This window comes from Blautia sp. MSJ-36, assembly GCF_018917985.1.
Lineage (GTDB): Bacteria > Bacillota > Clostridia > Lachnospirales > Lachnospiraceae > Blautia_A.
Window position 1 is genome coordinate 54,240 of sequence record NZ_JAHLPQ010000014.1, and the last position, 18,809, is coordinate 73,048.

The window sequence follows — 18,809 nt, forward strand, 5'->3', positions numbered from 1 at the left end:
TGTCATATGGATATTTGCAGTGTGAAAGTACTGAGCAATACTGCGTAAATGTATATACTGTTTTGCAACAAAAAAGCTGCACCAGACATATGATCTATATGTTTCTGGTGCAGACTTTTTCTGTGCTATTGATATTAGAAGGTGTTCTTCTTATTTAATTGTCTTATTTACTGAACTGCTTTGAATGCCTCGTCAAGATCCTGGATAATATCATCGATATTCTCAGTTCCGATAGAAAGACGGATTGTGTTTGGTTTGATTCCCTGATCAAGAAGCTCTTCCTCTGTGCACTGGCTGTGTGTTGTAGTAGCCGGATGGATAACAAGAGATTTTACATCTGCAACGTTTGCAAGAAGTGAGAACAGCTCAAGGTTGTCGATGAAATCTTTTGCCTTCTGTGCGTCTCCCTTGATCTCGAATGTGAAGATGGAACCGCCGCCGTTCGGGAAGTATTTCTTGTAAAGCTCCTGCTGGCTTGGATCTGTGGATACAGACGGATGATGAACTTTCTCTACCTGCGGATGGTTGTTCAGGTACTGTACAACTTTCAGTGCATTCTCAACATGACGCTCTACACGGAGAGACAGTGTCTCAAGTCCCTGAAGGAAGATGAAGGAGCTTACTGGAGAAATAGTTGCTCCTGTGTCACGGAGAAGGATTGCACGGATCTTTGTAACAAATGCTGCTGGTCCGCAAGCTTTTGTGAAGCTTACACCATGGTAGCTTGGGTTCGGCTCTGTAAGGGATGCGAATTTACCGGATGCCTCCCAGTCAAACTTACCGCCCTCTACGATCACTCCACCGATTGTGGTTCCATGACCGCCGATGAATTTTGTTGCAGAATGAACAACGATATCTGCACCGTACTCGATCGGTCTTACAAGGTAAGGTGTTGCAAATGTGTTATCTACAACAAGCGGGATTTTATGTTTGTGAGCGATGTTTGCAAGAGACTCGATATCTACAACATCAGAGTTCGGGTTTCCAAGAGTCTCGATGTAAACAGCTTTTGTGTTCTCCTGGATTGCGTTCTCTACTTCCTCAAGGTTGAATACATCAACAAATGTTGTTGTGATTCCGTATGCCGGAAGTGTGTGCTCCAGAAGGTTTGTTGTTCCACCGTAGATGTTCTTTGCTGCTACGATGTGGTCTCCCTGCTGTGCAAGGTTCTCGATCGTATAAGTGATAGCTGCTGCACCGGATGCTACTGCAAGTGCTGCAGAGCCACCCTCAAGTGCTGCGATTCTCTTCTCGAAAATATCCTCTGTCGGGTTTGTAAGACGTCCGTAAATATTACCTGCATCTGCAAGTCCGAAACGTGCTGCTGCATGATCGCAGTTGCGGAATACATAGGAAGATGTCTGGTAGATCGGTACTGCTCTTGCATCGGTAACCGGATCCGGTGTTTCCTGTCCTACGTGAAGCTGTAATGTCTCAAATTTGAATTTTCTCTGATCTCTTGTAATTTTGCTCATGTGTTTGTCCTCTTTTCTTTTATTCTTTATATTCGATATAGTGTATTAATTCTTCATGATCATCTGCTTATCAGCGACAACAACACATTCGCTTTTCTTCGATAAACACCCTTGTTGACTTCTGTAAAACCTTCATGATTTCCTCCTGATCATCACGTTGCTCACCTTGTTTTGTGTGCTCCGTTTTTTGATGATGCAATCATATCACCCTTTTCCTAGTATGTCAATGGGATTTATCTATTTAGGTTCTCACCTTTATTTATGACTAGCTATAGATTTTATTTATAACGCCACCGCCTACAACTTCGTCTCCGTCATACATTACCACAGCCTGGCCTTTTGTGATCGCTCTCTGCGGTTCATCAAACTTCACATGAAGGATGCCGTCCGGTGTCTGCCATGCAGTGGCTGGCTGCTCTTTATGACGGTAACGGATCTTGGCAGTCACTCTCTTCGGCTCACTTAAATTATCCACGGAGATCAGGTTTACACTGTCTGCCTCCAGCTCACTGCTGAAAAGATCTGCGTTGTCACCAAGAACAACCGTATTAGTCTTCGGGGAGATCTCGCAGACATAAAGACGGCTGGCTGCCGGAATACCAAGACCACGGCGCTGACCGATAGTATAATGGATGATTCCTTTATGGCGTCCGATATAGTTTCCTTCTTTATCTACAAAATCACCTTCCGGTGTTTTTTTGCCTGTATATTTCTCGATAAATTTCGCATAGTCGCCATCCGGCACAAAACAGATATCCTGGCTGTCATGTTTTCTGGCATTGATAAAACCATGCTCTTCGGCAATGACACGGACCTGATCTTTCCGGAGGCTTCCAAGAGGAAGTTTTACATGTGCCAGCTGTTCCTGAGTCAGCATATAGAGCACATAGGACTGATCTTTGGTGTCGTCCACTGCTTTTTTCAGAAGATATCGGCCTCTGTTCTCATCGTATTCCACTCTTGCGTAATGTCCGGTTACAATATAATCGTAGCCGATCTCCTGCATACGGTGAAACATTTTGTCAAATTTCAGATAACGGTTGCAGTCGATACATGGATTGGGGGTGCATCCGTTTTCGTAGGCCTCCACAAAACGGTCCATAACTTCTGTATGGAAATCTGCGGTAAAGTTAAATACGTAGTAAGGCATATCCATCTGATAGGCTACGCTTCTGGCATCCTCCACATCGTCCAGGGAACAGCAGGTCTTTTCCCTGTGGACACCGATATCCTCGTTGTTGTAAAGTTTCATGGTTGCACCGATGCACTCGTCACCGGATTCTTTTGTCAAAAGAGCTGCCACGGAGCTGTCCACACCGCCGCTCATTGCTATGATCGCTTTTTTCATTTATATCTTAACCTTTCATTGATGATCTTTTTTCACACAGCAAAAGTACGGGATTTCGCATCCCACACAGCTGTAATTTCGCATTTATTATAATATGGCAGATATCCTTTGTCCACGATTTTTCACCCGGAACCTTTGCTTTGCTTCTTTCCCGCAGGCTCTCTTTGGTATATAATAGAAAATATTTTTCAGAAAAGGATGTGACTATATGAAGCTTTCCCTGTTTTCCACGCTGCAGGGCTACCGGAAAGAGTACCTTCTCAAAGATATTTTTTCCGGTATCATCATCGCCGCAGTTTCCATTCCTATCTCCATGGGATATGCCCAGATTTCCGGAATTCCGGCGGTATACGGACTGTATGGCTCTGTTCTGCCGATCCTGCTGTTTGCGCTCTTTTCCACTTCAAGGCAGTTTATCTTCGGAGTTGACGCGGCACCTGCTGCCATTGTAGGCGGCGCACTGTCTACCCTTGGCATTGCCGCGGAATCGGAAGCTGCCATGGATTATGTCCCTGCCATTGCACTTTTTGCAGGCCTGTGGTTGTTTGTGTTCTTCCTGCTCCATGCGGATAAGATCGTGGATTTCATCTCCACACCGGTAATGGGTGGTTTTATCAGCGGTATCGCAGTCACCATCATCCTGATGCAGATTCCGAAACTGATGGGAAGCCCGGCAGGTTCTGGTGAACTTCTGGAGCTGGCAGAGCATATCTTCGTTGCCGCAAAAAATATCAGCTGGCTTTCCCTCTGTATGGGACTTGGTGCGCTGATACTGATCCGCATATTCAAAAAATTGGCGCCGAAATTCCCCATGGCCATCGCGATCATGGCCCTGGGTGTTCTCTCCACCGTTGTTTTTCATGTGGATGAAAAGGGTGTTGTGCTTTTGCAGTCTGTAGAACGTGGCCTCCCTTCCCTGGTGATCCCGGATTTCGGAACTGTTGATCTGACCCAGGCAGCAGGCCGCGGCCTTATGGTTGCCGTTGTCATTATGGCGGAAACCCTTCTTGCAGAAAACACCTTCGCCTTTCGCAATGACTATAAACTGAACGACCGTCAGGAGATCCTGGCCTGTGCAGCGGGAAACATTGCGGCTGCCGCTGTGGGATGCTGTCCGGTAAACGGCAGTATCTCCCGTACCTCTCTCAATGAACAGTACGGAGGAAAATCTCAGGCAGTTTCCATCACTGCCGGGATCACCATGGCTCTGATCCTTCTTTTTGGCACCGGATTTATCGGATATCTTCCGGTTCCTGTGCTGACAGCCATTGTGATCTCTGCTCTGATGGATGTGGTGGAAACCCATCTGGCTGTACGTCTTTTCAAAGTGAGCCGCACAGAATTTTACATTTTTATGGCTGCCGGTTTCAGCGTGCTCTGCCTTGGAACCATCTATGGCGTTATCATCGGCATCCTGCTCTCTTTCGTAGCTGTGATCCTGAAAGCTACCAACCCGCCACGCTCTTTCCGTGGTATGATCCCGGGCAGAGATGTTTATTTTGATCTTTCCAGAAACCGTTACGCCTATCCCATCAAAGGCGTTGTCATCTACCGTTTCAGTGAGAACCTGTTTTTCGCAAATGTAAAGATCTTTCAGGAGGATATTGAAAACAGCATCCAGAAAGATACGAAAGTGGTGATCGTAGATGCCAGTGCCATCAACAGCATTGACGTTACTGCTGCCGACCGGCTGGATGCCATCTCTGCAAGCCTGAAAAAACGAGGAATCCGTTTTTACCTCACCGAACATTCCACTCAGATCAATGACCAGCTGCGTCAGTTCGGCATCGGCCATATGATCAAGGACGGTATGGTCCGCCGTACCATTCTTGCCGCCTTACATGACGCAGGGATCGAAGCTCCTTATGAACTGGATGTTCCAAAGGAGGACGAGGCAAAACTTCTCCGCCGCAGCATCGCCTTTCTCCCGGCAGAGGAAGAAGATACTCTGGAAGAGTTTGCCTGGGCTTTCGGAGATGATGCAGTAAAAGAGATCGAGGAATCTGTCCACCACATTATCGAACAGTTACATCAGATCCCGGATATTGAACGTCTCTCCGAAGAAGGTCTGGAAGAACTTCTGGATAACTGGCATGGCCTGGGGCTTCTGGATGAAGATGAACTTCTCCGAAGGATCGAGTTACATATGGACGAACTGCCGGAAGAGCTGACTTCCGACCGGAGACTGATCCTTCAGCTTCTGGAAAAACGCCGTGGCAAACTGAAAGAAAAGATCCTGGCCGAACACCCGGAAGTTCTGGAACGGCTGGAACAGCGCAGAAAGAAACTGGAAGAACGGCTGGAGAAACAGAATCCGGAAGCCGTTCAGAAGTGGAAACACTGGAAAGAGGAACATCTCAAAGACTGATTTCTTTATATTCCTCACAGATATTGATAAACTCCTGCATTACAGCGGAAGGCCTGCGGTCTTTTTTCCAGGCAAGAAGGATCCTAGTCGTAAGCTTCTCTTCTTCGATGATCCGGATCGGAAGATCTGTACAGAGGTCTTCCATGGATCTTGGAAAAACGGCAGTCGCAAGGCCTTCCTGCACCCAGAGCATAGCATCTCTGGGATCGTCGCAGACACAGAAAATATCCGGTTGGAGATTTTTTTCTCCAAAGGCTTTCATCAGAAATTCTTCATATCGCCGGTAAATAATAAGAGGGCGTCCGGTCAGTTCCTTAAGGCTGATGCCCTCTTTTTTTGTTCCGTTTTCCGGGAATGCCGGAGGAAGAACCGCGATCATGGGTTCTTCCGAAAGCTCCAGATAATTTAATCCCTCCAGCTTGATAGGTGTCCGTACTACAGAGACATCAATGATCCCATCCATAAGATAATTCAAAAGTGTAAAAGTGATAGCATCCCGCACCTCAAAGTTTACATCGGAATTCTCTCTGGAAAATCTGGAAATATAAGGCATAATGGTAGTTACTGTGGTGGGCGTGATCCCGATACGTAAGACCTGCTTTTTCCCTGCCTTGGATACTTCCAGCTCTGTAGAACGGACATAATTTAAAATATTCTCCGTCCTGTCATAAAGAAGCTTTCCCGCTTCTGTCAGTGTCACCCCTGCCCTGGTCCGCTCAAAAAGCTTCACATTCAGCTCTGCTTCCAGCTGTTTGATCTGGTAGCTTAAGGGCGGCTGGGACATGTTCAGCCTTCTTGCGGCTTCATGGATACTTCCTGTTGCCGCGATCTCATGAAAATATTCCAACTGTCTGATCTCCATATCGTTCTCCTTTTAATTGTATATGATACTTTCTGTGATTTCCGCATTCCGTTCCCGGATGATCCGCATCAAACACGCCCTGTCTCTGTTCAAACAAACGGATATCTGCAATCTGCATACTAATGATTTTTTCATTTTTGCAGATACTATGGTTATCTTCCCATAAACTCACATTTTCTTCAATATAAAATTTATATTATAATGCATTAAAAACAATATTATACGTATCATCCCTAAGGGAGTATAATAACAGAGGTTTATTGTAATAAAAAGGAAATGGAGGAAAGAAAAAGAAATGCGAACACTCGCAAAATATCTTCGAAACTACAAAAAAGAAAGCATTCTGGCTCCTTTTTTCAAGTTTCTGGAAGTTGTGTTTGACCTGCTGGTGCCTATCGTCATCGCCCAGATCATCGATGTGGGTATTGCCCATAACGATCACGGCTACATCGTACAGAAATTTTTTATCCTGATACTAATGGCAGCCGCAGGACTGGCAGTCAGCATCACAGCCCAGTTTTTCGCAGCAAAAGCCAGCGTAGGTTTTGCCACAGAAGTACGTCAGGCAGTTTTTGACCATATCCAGAAGCTTTCCTATACAGAGCTGGATACCCTTGGAACCGATACCCTGATCACCCGTCTGACCGATGACGTAAACCAGGTACAGAATGGTGTAAATATGGGCCTTCGTCTTCTTCTTCGAAGCCCGTTTATTGTTTTCGGTGCCATGGTGATGGCCTTTACTATCAACGTGCGCTGTGCGCTGATCTTCGTAGTTGCCATCCCGATCCTGTTCCTGGTTGTCTTTGTGATCATGTTCTTAAGTATCCCTCTTTTCAAAAAAGTACAGGGACGCCTGGATACTGTCACACGCCTTACCAGAGAAAACCTGACCGGTGTCCGTGTGATCCGTGCATTCTGCCGGGAAGATCACGCAGTTGCAGAGTTTGACGAAAGCAACCTTGCTCTCACAAAACTGAATGAATTTGTGGGAAAAATCTCCGCACTTTTAAATCCGGCCACCTATGTGCTGATCAATATCGCAACCGTAATCCTGATCCAGACTGCAGGTGTACAGGTCAATCTGGGAAACATGCAGCAGGGTGAAGTCGTTGCCCTCTACAACTACATGGCACAGATGATCGTGGAGCTGATCAAACTTGCTTCCCTGATCATTACCCTGAACAAATCCATGGCCTGTGCAGACCGTGTTGCCGGAATCCTGAAAGTAGACTCCACCATGGCTTACCCGGAGAAAACTTCCGCACCGGCAGCTGCAAAGAACGACTGTGCTGTTGCTTTTGACCATGTGACCTTCTCCTATGCAGGAACCGGCGCACCCAGCCTTTCAGACATTACTTTTTCCGCAAAAAAAGGCTCTACCATCGGAATCATCGGCGGTACCGGAAGCGGTAAATCCACCCTTGTGGATCTGATCGCACGTTTCTATGACGCAAGTTCCGGAACTGTTATCCTGGATGGTCAGAATGTACAGACCTATTCACAGAATGAGCTCCGGGAAAAAATCGGCGTGGTTCCTCAGAAGGCTGCGCTTTTCCAGGGAACCATCCGCGAAAACTTAAGCTGGGGACGGGAAGATGCCACAGATGAGGAAATGTGGGAGGCTCTTACCACTGCCCAGGCCCGTGAGATCGTGGAGAAAAAAGAAGGCCAACTGGATTTCCGTCTGGAACAGAACGGCCGTAACCTTTCCGGTGGCCAGCGCCAGAGACTTACCATTGCCCGCGCCCTTGTAAAAAAGCCGGAGATCCTGATCCTGGACGACAGTGCCAGTGCTCTTGACTTTGCCACAGATGCGGCACTTCGGAAGTCTCTCCATCAGCTTGGCGGAAACACCACCACTTTCCTGGTATCCCAGAGAGCAGCCAGCATCCGCCAGGCCGATCTGATCCTGGTACTGGACGACGGCCAGCTCACCGGAAAAGGAACCCACCAGGAGCTTGTTTCCACCTGTGAAACTTACCGTGAGATCTTTTTCTCACAATTCCCGGAAGAACGGATCAAATATGAAAAAGCAACCGGAAAGGAGGTCCTGGCATGAGCAAAACAGACAAAAAATCCCAGAACAAAAACAGCATGGCAACCTTCTTCAAGGTGCTCCGCTTTATCGGAAAATACCGTTTTCTTCTTGTATTAAGTGTGATCCTTGCCGCAGTTACTGTCATTTTGCAGCTGTATGTTCCCGTACTTTTCGGCTATGCCATTGATGAGGTGGTTGCTGCCCATGAAGTTGATTTTGGCAGAACGGGATTTTATCTTTCCCGTATTCTTGTCATGATCGTGCTTTCCGGTATTGCCACCTGGGTCATGAGCATCATCAACAACCGTATGACCTACCGCACAGTACAGGATATCCGTGCGAAATCCATCCGCCATATCCAGAAACTTCCGCTGTCCTACCTGGACGGACACAGCACCGGTGATATCATCAGCCGTGTCATTGCGGATACGGATATTCTTTCTGATGGTATGCTCCTTGGATTTACACAGCTGTTTTCCGGTATCATCACCATCATCGGAACTCTGATCTTCATGTTTTCCAAAAACGTGTGGATCACACTGATGGTCATTGTCCTGACTCCGGTGAGCTTTTTTGTGGCAAAATTCATCTCCTCCCATTCTTTCCAGATGTTCCGTGCACAGAGCGATGCCCGTGGACGTCAGACTGCACTGATCGAGGAAATGATCGGAAACCAGAAAGTGGTTCAGGCATTTGGCTATGAGAGCCGCTCATCCGAGCGTTTCGCTTCGATCAACGAGGAGCTTCGAAATGCCAGTCAGAAAGCTGTTTTTTACAGCAGCCTCACCAACCCGTCCACACGATGTGTCAACAACATCATCTATGCAGGTGTGGCTCTTGTAGGCGCCTTCCTGATCCCGGGCGGTCATCTGACTGTTGGTGGTCTTTCCGTACTGCTTGCCTATGCCAACCAGTATATGAAACCATTTAATGATATCAGTTCCGTAATTACAGAGCTTCAGAACGCTCTGGCCTGCGCTACCAGAATCTTTGATCTTCTGGAAGAGGAACCGGAAAGCCCGGATCCATCCAAAACTCTTGATGATGTAAAAGGGGCCGTGGACATCCAGAATGTTTCTTTCCGCTATGAAGAGGACAAACCTCTCATTGAAGGATTTAACCTTCACACAGAGCCAGGCCGGCGGATTGCCATTGTAGGTCCTACCGGCTGTGGTAAGACCTCTTTTATCAACCTGCTGATGCGTTTCTATGATGTCACCGGCGGAAGTATTTCCGTAGACGGAAAACCGATCACCGAAGTTTCCAGACATGCCCTTCGCGGAAGCTATGGCATGGTTCTCCAGGATACCTGGATCAAACATGGAACTGTCCGTGATAACATCTGTATCGGAAAACCGGATGCTTCGGATGAAGAAGTGATCCAGGCAGCAAAAATGTCCCACAGCTGGGAATTTATCCGCCGTCTTCCAAATGGCCTGGATACCATTCTCTATGAAGACAGCTTAAGCCAGGGACAGAAACAGCTTCTCTGTATCACCCGTGTCATGTTGTGCCTGCCACCGATGCTGATCCTTGACGAGGCAACCTCCAGCATTGATACCCGTACTGAAATGCTGATCCAGGAAGCTTTCGACCGGATGATGCAGGGCAGAACAAGCTTCATTGTTGCCCACCGTCTCTCTACTATCCGTAATGCGGATGAGATCCTTGTCATGAAAGACGGAAGTATCATTGAGCAGGGAAATCACGAGGAACTTATGGCAAAAGGCGGATTCTATCAGAATCTTTATAACAGCCAGTTTGTGAAAGTTTCTGAATAAAATATCGAATTTATAAAATTCAAAAATCTCCGGATCACAGTTTTTCTGTGCCGGAGATTTTTTTATACCATTTTGTTCTATTTATATTTTGACCGGAGGAGCCACTTCTGGTCGATCACTTTCAGATCTTCTCCAAACCGGATATGAAGCCTTACGGAGCCTGGAAGCTGCTCTACATGCTCAATATTTCCGGTTCCGAATTTCGGATGGCTCACATCCTCTCCGATCTCGTAGCGCACAATGCTGTTCCGGGTATTTTCATGCTGCTGTTTTCTCCGGTAAGTATCCCGTACCGTTACTGTCCGGTCATGGATCGGGCTTCGGAGTTTTTTCTCATAATCATGTTTCATCAGGGCTTCCCCTGCTTTATAATATGGCGTTGGCGCCGCGCCGGTCAGGGAACAGCAGTATTTCCAGGCACTTCCGTGGGTTCCGTGCTGCCACTGATACTCTGCAGGAATGTGAAAATTATGCTGCATATAATGGGCATATTCATGTTTGTAAAGATCCAGCCTGTCCTCTTTTTTCAGAGGATTTTTTACCGCATAGCCAATAAACAGCAGGGAAAAATGAAAATGCTCTTTTTCGTGGTAACTGCCTCTTGTATACGATCCAAGAAGGTCCGGCTCCATGCCAAAAGTAATGGGGATCTTCGCTCCATTGAGATGAAATTTTTTATCAAATTCCGCATAAAGGCTGCGGATCTGGGCTGTAAGTACCGGAATCTCTTTTTGCAGAGCCTGTGCAAGTGCCTGGTCGATCATTATTTACAACTCCTCTATATTTTTAAAATACAAACTCTAGTAATATAGCACTTTCTCCCGGAATTGTAAACATCTCCTGAACGTATTTTGCCGGCAGTTATTAAGAACTGCCGGCAATACCCCCTTATTTTTATCTCAGGCACAAATCTTCTTTACGCCAATTTCCAGCTGGCTGCCTCTTCTCTTGCATGGATAAAATCTGCATAAAGACCGCTCTGGGCGGAAAGTTCCTCGTGGGTTCCTCTCTGAGTGATCTTTCCTCCGTTTAATACCAGGATCTGATCGGCATTGCGGACTGTTTTCAGTCTGTGGGCAATCATGATGATGGTCTTGTTATGCGTCAGCGCATCAATGGCTTTCTGCAGTTCTGCCTCATTTTCCGGGTCCACACTTGCAGTTGCCTCATCCAGGATAATGATCGGTGCATCTTTCAGCATGGCTCTTGCAATGGAAATCCGCTGTTTCTCTCCTCCAGAAAGATGTCCGCCGCCTTCACCGCAGATGGTATCATATCCTTTATCCAGCTTCCGGATAAAACCGTCGCATCCGGCAGCTTTTGCCACTGCCTCCACTTCCGCATCTGTGGCATTTAATTTTCCCATACGGATATTGTCACGGATGGTACGGTCAAACAGGTAATTATCCTGGGAAACATAGGCGATCTCCTGATTCAGCTGATCCAGAGGGATCTCTTTGATATCTTTTCCCCCAAGGGTAATGTTTCCTTCGGTTACATCCCAGAAACCTGCGATCAGTTTTGCAATGGTGGATTTTCCGGAATCGGATGGTCCGACCAGTGCGGTAACTGTTCCCGGGTTGATGGTAAAGTTTACACCTTTCAGCACTTTTTCGTCCTGATTTCCATAGCTGAAGGATACCTGGTTCAGACAAACCTTCTCATCAGAAAGATTTCTGGTTGTCATGCATCCAGTCTACATAGTACTGTGCGTTCTCTTCCACCGCTCCGGAATATTTTTTATAGGATCCGGCGGACTGGCTGAAAGCCTTTACTACCTGGATTCCGCCTACATACTCGATGATGGCATTTGCCATACGTTTTCCTACTGCAACTGCGCCTTCCCAGCGGACTGCATAGGTTTTTCCGCTCTGGCTCATGATAGCCATACCGATCACGGTTGTGACAAGAGAAGCAAATCCCATTCTCCAGTCCAGCACAAAAATATATACTGCAATGGCAACCGGTACCAGAAGGTTGGCTGTCATCTCCGGGATCAAATGAGCCAGCGTGGGCTCCATTCCTTCCACACGGTCTACGATGGTTGTCTTATACTGGCCGGATGGAGTATCCAGGATCGTTCCCATAGGAACTCTGGAAAGCTTGGCCAGCATCTTTTTTCGGATATCCCTGAGTGTGTAATAAGTTGCTGTATGGGACATGGATGTGGACCATGCAGAACCTACCGATTTCACAAGATAACCGATCAGAAGAAGTCCGCACCATGGCAGGCACTTACTGAAATCCCCGTTTTCCAAAAGGATACGGATCATCGCCGCTATCGGGGAAGGTTCTTTCTTTTTTCCATATGTATCAACTCCTTTTTTTCATGATCCATGAATCCCCAGCAGCCGGAACCATCCGGCGGAATAAAATTCTCGCAGGCTGTTCATGTAGGAAATAGCTTTTTCCCTGGGCATGTCGTGACGTACTGTTTCAAACATGCCATTAAACATACTGCTTGCTACCATATGGATCAGATTTTCATCCAGTTCTTCCGGATGATAACCCGCTGCTTTCATTTTTTCCATAAGGACAATGCTGGAATTGACTTCGATCTCCGTGAGGACATCCAGATAATGTTCATAGCGGGTTCCTGTGGAACAGCATACGATCAGTTTAAACGCATCAAAATGATCATAAATGTATTCCACCATCCAGGAATGGCCTTCGTCAGACACCTCCGGAAGTGTCTGGACCTGGGCATCCACCGGCTGATCCGCAAATCCCTTCTGGATAGTACGGTATCTTTCTTCCAGTACTCTGGCCGGTTCTTCTACCAGTACATCAAAGAGAGATTCCTTGTCTGTGTAATAGCGGTACAGTGCACCGGTTGTCACAGACAGTCTGGACGCGATCCCGCGCATGGAAGCTCCCTGAAAACCTTTTTCCAGAAATTCCTGCTTTCCCGCTTCCAGAAGATCTGCCGCCAGTTTCTCATTTACAGGTCTCATATGTTTGTCTCCTTTATTCAATAACGCCGTTATTTAATAACAATGTTATTTTAAAATAACTTTCTTTGTTTGTCCTACTTTATAAATGACATGCAAAAAGCAGCTGCTCTCTGCACAGAAAATAAATTCTGTACAAAAAACAGCTGCTTCATAAATTCAAAATATCTTTAAACATCCAGCTCTTTCCGTACATCCGGGAACATTTCCACACATCGTTTCAGGATTCCCTGCATGTAGGCAATGGCAATTCCGTAATTGGTGATGGGGATTTCCTGGTCCAGGGCACATTTCTGACGGTAGCGCATTTCCCGCTCGTTAAGCATACATCCGCCACAGTGCACGATCAGGCTGTATTTCGTTACATCCTCCGGGAACTCTCTTCCTGAGGAATACTCAAATTCCAGATCTTTTCCCGTATAATTACGGATCCAGCGTGGAAGCTTAACCGTTCCGATATCATCACACTGTCTGTGATGGGTGCAGCCCTCGGAGATCAGGATCTTATCTCCGTCTTTCAGCCGATCGATGGCTGCTGCCCCGGCTGCCGCAGTTTTCAGATTTCCCTTAAATCTGGCAAACAGGATGGAAAACGAAGTAAGCCAGATATCCTCCGGTGTTTCTTTGCTGACCTTTGCAAAAACCTGGCTGTCTGTGATCACAAGTTTTGGTTTCTTGCCCAGGGTTTTCAGGGCATTGGAAAGTTCGTTTTCTTTGATGACAATAGCTGCTGCCCCGGCTTCCAGCACATCACGGATGGTCTGCTGCTGCGGAAGGATCAGGCGGCCTTTTGGCGCAGCTTTATCAATCGGTACTACCAGAATCGCAAAGTCTGACGGCTCCAGGAGATCTCCTACCAGACGTAGTTTCAGATCATCGGTTACTGCCAGAGAGGCGATCTTTTCTTTCAGTTCGTAGATGTTCTCTCCTGTGGCCGCACTGGCGTAAATGAAGGGTTCCTGAGTTATCGTATCCGCTTTCTGATCCGACTTTTCATGGGAAAGTCCCTCTTTTTTCTCCGGCAGAAGATCTGATTTGTTGTATACAACCAGATACGGGATTTCCTTTTCTTTAAAAATGTGGATCAGTTCCTCATCCACGCTGGTTTTCCCAAGGGTGGCATCCACAACAAGAACTGCCACATCCACACGGTTCAGTACCTGTTTTGCCTTGCGGACACGAAGTTCTCCCAGGTGTCCTTCATCATCAATACCAGGTGTATCAATAATTACAACCGGTCCCATCGGAAGCAGCTCCATGGCTTTGCTTACCGGGTCCGTGGTGGTTCCCTTAACATCGGAAACCACTGCCAGTTCCTGGCCTGTCACCTTATTTACAATACTGGATTTTCCTGCATTTCTTCTGCCAAAAAAACCGATATGTACACGGTCTGCTGACGGTGTTTCATTCATTCCCATAATTCTTCCTCTTTTCTTTCAGCATCAGACAGGTCCTCATCCATTCCTGTTCCATTCAAGTCAAACGATCTCAAAATAATCAATCTTTCTGTCTTTATAATAATATTCCCTGTCGCGCTCGTTAACCTCTCTCAGCACCTTACACGGATTGCCAACTGCAACCACATTGGACGGCAGGTCTTTCGTTACAACACTGCCTGCGCCAACTACAACATTGTCACCGATGGTAACTCCCGGCAAAACAACTACTCCGGCTCCCAGCCAGCAGTTTTTACCGATATGGACTTCCATATTATACTGATATCCCTTTTCACGAAGCTCCGGCAGGATCGGATGTCCTGCTGTTGCAATGGTCACATTTGGTCCGATCATGGTGTAATCCCCGATATAAATATGACCGTCATCGACCAGTGTCAGGTTAAAATTGGCATAGACATTTTTGCCAAAATGAACATAGGCACCTGCCATATTTGCGTGAAGTGGCGGTTCAATATAACAGTCCTCTCCGATCTCCGCAAACATTTCTTTCAGCATTTCTTTTCTTTTATCCAGCTGTGTAGGACGTGTCATATTAAAATCATAAAGTCGGTCCAGTTTTTTGATCTGGTCCTGGAAGATCTCATCATCGTTAGGGAGATATAACTCTCCTGTATGCATTTTTTCTCGCATTGGACGCATATTGGCTCCTCCTTTTTGTGCGTTTTTTACAAAAAATGATATATGATTTATGTTATCATATCGTATATTCACATACAAGCATGAATTTACTGAATAATCCGAAGTTTTTTCGTGAATCTGTTATGTTCCTGTATAATCTGCAGATCCATCTGTTGTTAACAGATTTCTGTATTTTTACTGTTCACAAAATCTTCCACCCTGTCGGACCACTTTGTTTTTCTGTTCCGGTTCCAGTTCCTCATCAGCAAAGATCAGCCGATAATCACTGACATCATTATATTTTATGAGATTTTTTTTGCCAAACTTGGTGTGGTCCGCCAGAAGATAACTCTCCTCTGCATTGGCATACACACAGCGTTTCACGGCTGCTTCGATCTCCCTGGTGGCAGAAGCTCCAAAAGAAGCATCTACTGCACTGGCTCCAAAAAAAGCTTTGTTATAATGAAATCTGGATACGTATTCCGCAGTGGAATAGTCCAGCAGCCCGGCGTACTCTTCCTGGTAGAGCCCAGGCGCCATGTGAAGCTGTATTTTCGGATTTTTGTAAAGTTCTTCCATCACCGGAAAAGAATTGGTCACAACTGTAAGGTTCATATCCGGCAGAAAACGCAGCATCAGAAGAAGTGTTGTACTGGTATCCAGAAACAGAACTTCCCCTTCCTTAATATAAGATACCGCTTTCCTGGCAATGTCCAGTTTGTTCCGATAAAGCTTCTCCTGCCGTGTGGAAAAACTTAAGCCCATTGGATAAATTTTTTTCAGGCTGGCACCGCTGCTCCCGCCTCTTTATGGAAGAAAGCTCTTTATCCTGTTTTTTCATTCTTATATCCCTCTTTCATCGTATGGAAAACAGATATTCGTATTCCACTATACTGCCTGTTTGTGAATATGTTCAGTCAAGTCGTTATGTTTAATTAAACAATATTTTTTTGTTTCTGTGTTATTTTTATATGCAGAAACACCGCCATACATTTTTGACAGAAAGGATTTTTGATATGCAACAATTATCTTCATTTAAGCCACAGGCGGAAACTCATCTTCGTGAATGCTTTCCGGAATTATCCATTGCAAAATCTTCCGACTCTCTTCTGGAGATCATGACTGATGGAGTAAACAAGGCTGCCGCAGTAAAATACCTCTGCGAACTTCGAAAGATTCCCCTTTCCCGTACAATGGCATTCGGAGATAATTATAATGATCTGGAAATGCTGGAAACCGTGGAATGTGGTGTTCTGATGGGAAATGCCCCTTCCGAATTGCAGAAACACTTTTCTTTTATAACAAAAACTAATGATCAGGACGGGATTTTCCTGGCACTTAAAGAGTTTGGAATATTATAAGCAAAAAAAGTCTCTTCCGGAAGACAGGTTTTTAAATTCTTTCTTCTTAAAGAGACTTTTTGTTTCTGTAGATATTATTTATTTCAGGGCTGCTCCGGCTCTAAAAGCATCACCGACTTTTTCGCCAAGGCGGATATATGCATTGTTAAATGGATCAAACGTAATCGGTGCTGCTTTTGCAACATCCACATTTCCGTTTTCATCCAGAACACGCTCGTCCACGCTGACATTTACGATCTCACCGACCAGACGGCAGGTTTCTTTGTCGTAGCTTTTCAGTTTACATTCTACGCAGATTGGAAGTTCTTTGATGATCGGTGCATCTACTTTTTCGGATTTTTCTGCTGTAAATCCTGCTTTTGCAAATTTATCCGGCTCTTTGTTCCCGGAAACAATTCCCACATAATCGCAGGCTGTCATATGATCCACATCTGCCATGCTCACTGTGAAAGCACCTTTTTTCAGGATATTTTCGGTTGTTTTATGATTTTCACTGACGCAGATGGAAATTTCCTTATCATCGCTGATTCCACCCCAGGCCGCATTCATAACATCCGGTTTCCCATCCTCACCATATGTGGCGATCATTAATACTGGCTGTGGATAAGTATAAGGTTTTGCTCCGAAATCTTTTCTCATGATCTTTCACTCCTTTATTGTATTGCTGTTATTTTTTATGAATTCCCGCACAAGCTGCAGGCCTCCCAATGGAACACAGAATTTATCTCTGTGCTGCCTGCACTGCTGATACGTTTCTTCCAGGTCAAACCACTGTACCTCTTCCACTTCTTCTTTCTGAAGTGTAAGATGATCGATCTCTACCGGGCGATCGTAGATATAAACAAAAGCAATCTCTTCATCCCGGAACATTTTTCCATGAAATTCTTTGGCAAAAGATATGGGGAATTTTCCTGCAAACTGCAGATCCGCTGATTCTGCATGGATTCCCAGTTCTTCTTCCAGTTCCCGCAATGCCGATTCCATCGGTTCATCTCCTGCCTGTATATGGCCTGCAGATGAAGTATCAAATTTCCCTGGAAAAGAATCTTTGTTACTGGATCTTTTCTGAAGAAGGATTTCTGTTCTTCCATTCTTTTTGCGGATAATCCAGATATGGGCGGTACGGTGACGGATCCCTTCTGCATGGGCAATGCTCCGTTCTACGGTCTTCCCGGTGGGATTTCCGTTTTCGTCTATGATATCGAATAATTCCATTATTATCTGTCTGCTTCTTTCTCTTATAATTTATTCTTAAGTGAATCCGGTGATTTTTTATCTGATTACCAAAATGTCTGGGAACTGACAAAATTTACTATAGTATATATTTTAACATGATTAGAAAACAGTTTCCAGTCTGTTGTCGGAAAACCGGCATCTGTATTGCCTGTTTTTCTTTTCTTTGCTATGATATTTCTAACCACAATAATTATTTGACGGGAGGTTGATTTTATGTATTGTATTTCTTTTAATGATATCATTGAACTAAATGGACTACTTAAAGATCAGGGACTTCATTTTCGCATTCATCTTCGTGATGCTTGTGGAAAACAATCCTGTTGGATCGAACCGCTTGGGAATTGTGCATGTGAAGGACATTTTGATGAAATGTATCAGGTTCTGGAGAATTTTTTTGCAGGAAAAAGAGCCTCGATCGAGTATGATGAGAGTAAAATGAATTTCTGGATTTTGTCTGCAGATTGAGGATTCGCCATCCCGCAGGAGACTTGCCCGATTTAGGTCAAGCGGATATTCGCAATCCGCTTCGCTACGTAGCTCTACACCAAATAACTGCTCCGCAGTTTATCAGGAGGAGTGCAAGCTCCTCCTGATACAAGCAAGTCCCCACCCACTGCTTATTGCTTTTCGCAATTGAAGCAGGGGACTTACTTGATTTGGTTAAAACAGATATTATGTGAAAATATAAATATGCCTGTAAACAGCACTCTGTTTACAGGCATAAAAAAACTCCCCCTGTTGGACTCGAACCAACGACACTGCGGTTAACAGCCGCATGCTCTACCGACTGAGCTAAGGAGGATTATTTATTAAGGTTTGTACCTTAAAAACTACATACATGTGTTTGTTGATGGTTAATCGTTTTTGTTGAATCAAGTTTAACCTGCGTGCCGATTTACCTTTTTTTACGGGCTCGCAGCTTGCGCTGCATCGCCTGTTTTTTTAGGCTACTCCAGCAGGGGTCATCTCACGACTCCGTCGTTCGATGTCATTTGCTTCGCAAATGTTCAAGTCAGCTAATGCTCATACGTCCACAAGCAAGCTTGCTCCCGTATGACCCTTATCTGCCTTGCCCGCTTCCTCGGCTTAATTGGTCAAGCCCTCACCCGATTAGTAACAGTCAGCTCCATGTGTTACCACACTTCCACCTCTGCCCTATCTACCTCGTCGTCTTCAAGGGGGTTTACTTCACTAAGAATGGGATATCTCATCTTGAGGGGGGCTTCACGCTTAGATGCCTTCAGCGTTTATCCCTTCCGGACTTGGCTACCCGGCCATGGCTTTGGCAAGCCAACCGGTCCACCAGCGGTC

Annotated in this window: 17 protein-coding genes, 1 tRNA gene and 1 rRNA gene; 5 read left to right on the plus strand and 14 right to left on the minus strand. The window is 45.7% G+C overall.

Features of this window, described 5'->3' with window-relative positions; genetic code table 11:
* Positions 1–167: 167 nt before the first annotated feature.
* Together KQI39_RS10950 and mnmA are read right to left on the minus strand one after the other, a co-directional pair.
* On the minus strand, positions 168–1,475 hold the full coding sequence (locus KQI39_RS10950) for an O-acetylhomoserine aminocarboxypropyltransferase/cysteine synthase family protein (protein ID WP_216418354.1): 1,308 nt from the start codon (positions 1,473–1,475) through the stop codon (positions 168–170).
* Between the two features lie 265 nt (positions 1,476–1,740).
* Complete coding sequence (gene mnmA / locus KQI39_RS10955; RefSeq protein WP_216418357.1) at positions 1,741–2,823, minus strand: tRNA 2-thiouridine(34) synthase MnmA; 1,083 nt, start codon at positions 2,821–2,823, stop codon at positions 1,741–1,743.
* Between the two features lie 208 nt (positions 2,824–3,031).
* On the opposite strand from mnmA, the gene KQI39_RS10960 reads away from it, so the two are divergent.
* Complete coding sequence (locus tag KQI39_RS10960) at positions 3,032–5,191, plus strand: SulP family inorganic anion transporter (RefSeq protein ID WP_216418359.1); 2,160 nt, start codon at positions 3,032–3,034, stop codon at positions 5,189–5,191.
* On the opposite strand, the gene KQI39_RS10965 is transcribed toward KQI39_RS10960, so the two are convergent.
* A complete protein-coding gene (locus tag KQI39_RS10965; RefSeq protein WP_118064227.1) occupies positions 5,181–6,053 on the minus strand; it encodes a LysR family transcriptional regulator in 873 nt (290 codons plus the stop codon). The genes KQI39_RS10960 and KQI39_RS10965 overlap by 11 nt on opposite strands.
* Positions 6,054–6,348: 295 nt before the next feature.
* Between KQI39_RS10965 and KQI39_RS10970 the strand changes: the two genes are divergently transcribed.
* Both KQI39_RS10970 and KQI39_RS10975 read left to right on the plus strand, forming a co-directional pair.
* Complete coding sequence (locus KQI39_RS10970; protein WP_216418361.1) at positions 6,349–8,115, plus strand: ABC transporter ATP-binding protein; 1,767 nt, start codon at positions 6,349–6,351, stop codon at positions 8,113–8,115.
* The gene (locus KQI39_RS10975; protein ID WP_216418363.1) at positions 8,112–9,875 is read left to right on the plus strand and encodes an ABC transporter ATP-binding protein; all 1,764 of its coding nucleotides are present in this window, start codon (positions 8,112–8,114) and stop codon (positions 9,873–9,875) included. The genes KQI39_RS10970 and KQI39_RS10975 overlap by 4 nt, the downstream gene beginning before the upstream one ends.
* Before the next feature lie 77 nt (positions 9,876–9,952).
* Here KQI39_RS10975 and KQI39_RS10980 read toward each other — a convergent pair whose 3' ends face one another.
* The 7 genes from KQI39_RS10980 to KQI39_RS11005 all read right to left on the minus strand — a co-directional run bounded on the left by KQI39_RS10980 (position 9,953) and on the right by KQI39_RS11005 (position 15,666).
* A complete protein-coding gene (locus KQI39_RS10980; RefSeq protein WP_216418365.1) occupies positions 9,953–10,639 on the minus strand; it encodes a hypothetical protein in 687 nt (228 codons plus the stop codon).
* 152 nt (positions 10,640–10,791) lie between these two features.
* Positions 10,792–11,562: an ABC transporter ATP-binding protein gene (locus KQI39_RS17725; protein ID WP_330654034.1), complete on the minus strand. Its 771-nt coding sequence runs from the start codon at positions 11,560–11,562 to the stop codon at positions 10,792–10,794.
* Positions 11,540–12,148, minus strand: coding sequence for an ABC transporter transmembrane domain-containing protein (locus tag KQI39_RS17730; RefSeq protein ID WP_330654035.1), 609 nt, complete (start codon positions 12,146–12,148; stop codon positions 11,540–11,542). The genes KQI39_RS17725 and KQI39_RS17730 overlap by 23 nt, the downstream gene beginning before the upstream one ends.
* Positions 12,149–12,202: 54 nt before the next feature.
* Complete coding sequence (locus KQI39_RS10990) at positions 12,203–12,829, minus strand: TetR/AcrR family transcriptional regulator (RefSeq protein WP_216418368.1); 627 nt, start codon at positions 12,827–12,829, stop codon at positions 12,203–12,205.
* A 167-nt stretch (positions 12,830–12,996) separates the two neighbouring features.
* Positions 12,997–14,244: a [FeFe] hydrogenase H-cluster maturation GTPase HydF gene (gene hydF, locus KQI39_RS10995; RefSeq protein ID WP_216418370.1), complete on the minus strand. Its 1,248-nt coding sequence runs from the start codon at positions 14,242–14,244 to the stop codon at positions 12,997–12,999.
* A 60-nt stretch (positions 14,245–14,304) separates the two neighbouring features.
* Positions 14,305–14,922, minus strand: coding sequence for a sugar O-acetyltransferase (locus KQI39_RS11000; protein WP_330654037.1), 618 nt, complete (start codon positions 14,920–14,922; stop codon positions 14,305–14,307).
* Between the two features lie 174 nt (positions 14,923–15,096).
* On the minus strand, positions 15,097–15,666 hold the full coding sequence (locus KQI39_RS11005) for a DeoR/GlpR family DNA-binding transcription regulator (protein WP_216418372.1): 570 nt from the start codon (positions 15,664–15,666) through the stop codon (positions 15,097–15,099).
* A gap of 251 nt (positions 15,667–15,917) precedes the next feature.
* Here KQI39_RS11005 and KQI39_RS11010 point away from each other — a divergent pair, with 251 nt between their 5' ends.
* Positions 15,918–16,262 (plus strand): HAD family hydrolase, encoded by a 345-nt coding sequence (locus tag KQI39_RS11010; RefSeq protein ID WP_216418374.1) that lies wholly within the window; start codon positions 15,918–15,920, stop codon positions 16,260–16,262.
* A 78-nt stretch (positions 16,263–16,340) separates the two neighbouring features.
* Here the strand turns inward: KQI39_RS11010 and KQI39_RS11015 are convergent, their stop codons facing one another.
* Both KQI39_RS11015 and KQI39_RS11020 read right to left on the minus strand, forming a co-directional pair.
* Entirely contained in the window at positions 16,341–16,901 is a 561-nt protein-coding gene (locus KQI39_RS11015; RefSeq protein WP_216418376.1) for a flavin reductase family protein, read from the minus strand.
* Positions 16,902–16,907: 6 nt separating this feature from the next.
* A complete protein-coding gene (locus KQI39_RS11020) occupies positions 16,908–17,477 on the minus strand; it encodes an NUDIX hydrolase (RefSeq protein WP_216418378.1) in 570 nt (189 codons plus the stop codon).
* Between the two features lie 234 nt (positions 17,478–17,711).
* On the opposite strand from KQI39_RS11020, the gene KQI39_RS11025 reads away from it, so the two are divergent.
* Positions 17,712–17,963, plus strand: a complete 252-nt coding sequence (locus KQI39_RS11025; protein WP_216418380.1) for an RDAC family protein — start codon at positions 17,712–17,714, stop codon at positions 17,961–17,963.
* Positions 17,964–18,227: 264 nt separating this feature from the next.
* On the opposite strand, the gene KQI39_RS11030 is transcribed toward KQI39_RS11025, so the two are convergent.
* A tRNA-Asn gene (locus KQI39_RS11030) sits at positions 18,228–18,300 on the minus strand.
* A 288-nt stretch (positions 18,301–18,588) separates the two neighbouring features.
* Positions 18,589–18,809 (minus strand): 23S ribosomal RNA (locus KQI39_RS11035); the annotation flags it as partial.

Bases quoted from the DNA above. Each gene is read 5' to 3' on its own strand.
- KQI39_RS10950 (WP_216418354.1), bottom strand. From the start codon at position 1,475: ATGAGCAAAATTACAAGAGATCAGAGAAAATTCAAATTTGAGACATTA.
- mnmA (WP_216418357.1), bottom strand. From the start codon at position 2,823: ATGAAAAAAGCGATCATAGCAATGAGCGGCGGTGTGGACAGCTCCGTG.
- KQI39_RS10960 (WP_216418359.1), top strand. From the start codon at position 3,032: ATGAAGCTTTCCCTGTTTTCCACGCTGCAGGGCTACCGGAAAGAGTAC.
- KQI39_RS10965 (WP_118064227.1), bottom strand. From the start codon at position 6,053: ATGGAGATCAGACAGTTGGAATATTTTCATGAGATCGCGGCAACAGGA.
- KQI39_RS10970 (WP_216418361.1), top strand. From the start codon at position 6,349: ATGCGAACACTCGCAAAATATCTTCGAAACTACAAAAAAGAAAGCATT.
- KQI39_RS10975 (WP_216418363.1), top strand. From the start codon at position 8,112: ATGAGCAAAACAGACAAAAAATCCCAGAACAAAAACAGCATGGCAACC.
- KQI39_RS10980 (WP_216418365.1), bottom strand. From the start codon at position 10,639: ATGATCGACCAGGCACTTGCACAGGCTCTGCAAAAAGAGATTCCGGTA.
- KQI39_RS17725 (WP_330654034.1), bottom strand. From the start codon at position 11,562: ATGACAACCAGAAATCTTTCTGATGAGAAGGTTTGTCTGAACCAGGTA.
- KQI39_RS17730 (WP_330654035.1), bottom strand. From the start codon at position 12,148: ATGATCCGTATCCTTTTGGAAAACGGGGATTTCAGTAAGTGCCTGCCA.
- KQI39_RS10990 (WP_216418368.1), bottom strand. From the start codon at position 12,829: ATGAGACCTGTAAATGAGAAACTGGCGGCAGATCTTCTGGAAGCGGGA.
- hydF (WP_216418370.1), bottom strand. From the start codon at position 14,244: ATGGGAATGAATGAAACACCGTCAGCAGACCGTGTACATATCGGTTTT.
- KQI39_RS11000 (WP_330654037.1), bottom strand. From the start codon at position 14,922: ATGCGTCCAATGCGAGAAAAAATGCATACAGGAGAGTTATATCTCCCT.
- KQI39_RS11005 (WP_216418372.1), bottom strand. From the start codon at position 15,666: ATGGGCTTAAGTTTTTCCACACGGCAGGAGAAGCTTTATCGGAACAAA.
- KQI39_RS11010 (WP_216418374.1), top strand. From the start codon at position 15,918: ATGCAACAATTATCTTCATTTAAGCCACAGGCGGAAACTCATCTTCGT.
- KQI39_RS11015 (WP_216418376.1), bottom strand. From the start codon at position 16,901: ATGAGAAAAGATTTCGGAGCAAAACCTTATACTTATCCACAGCCAGTA.
- KQI39_RS11020 (WP_216418378.1), bottom strand. From the start codon at position 17,477: ATGGAATTATTCGATATCATAGACGAAAACGGAAATCCCACCGGGAAG.
- KQI39_RS11025 (WP_216418380.1), top strand. From the start codon at position 17,712: ATGTATTGTATTTCTTTTAATGATATCATTGAACTAAATGGACTACTT.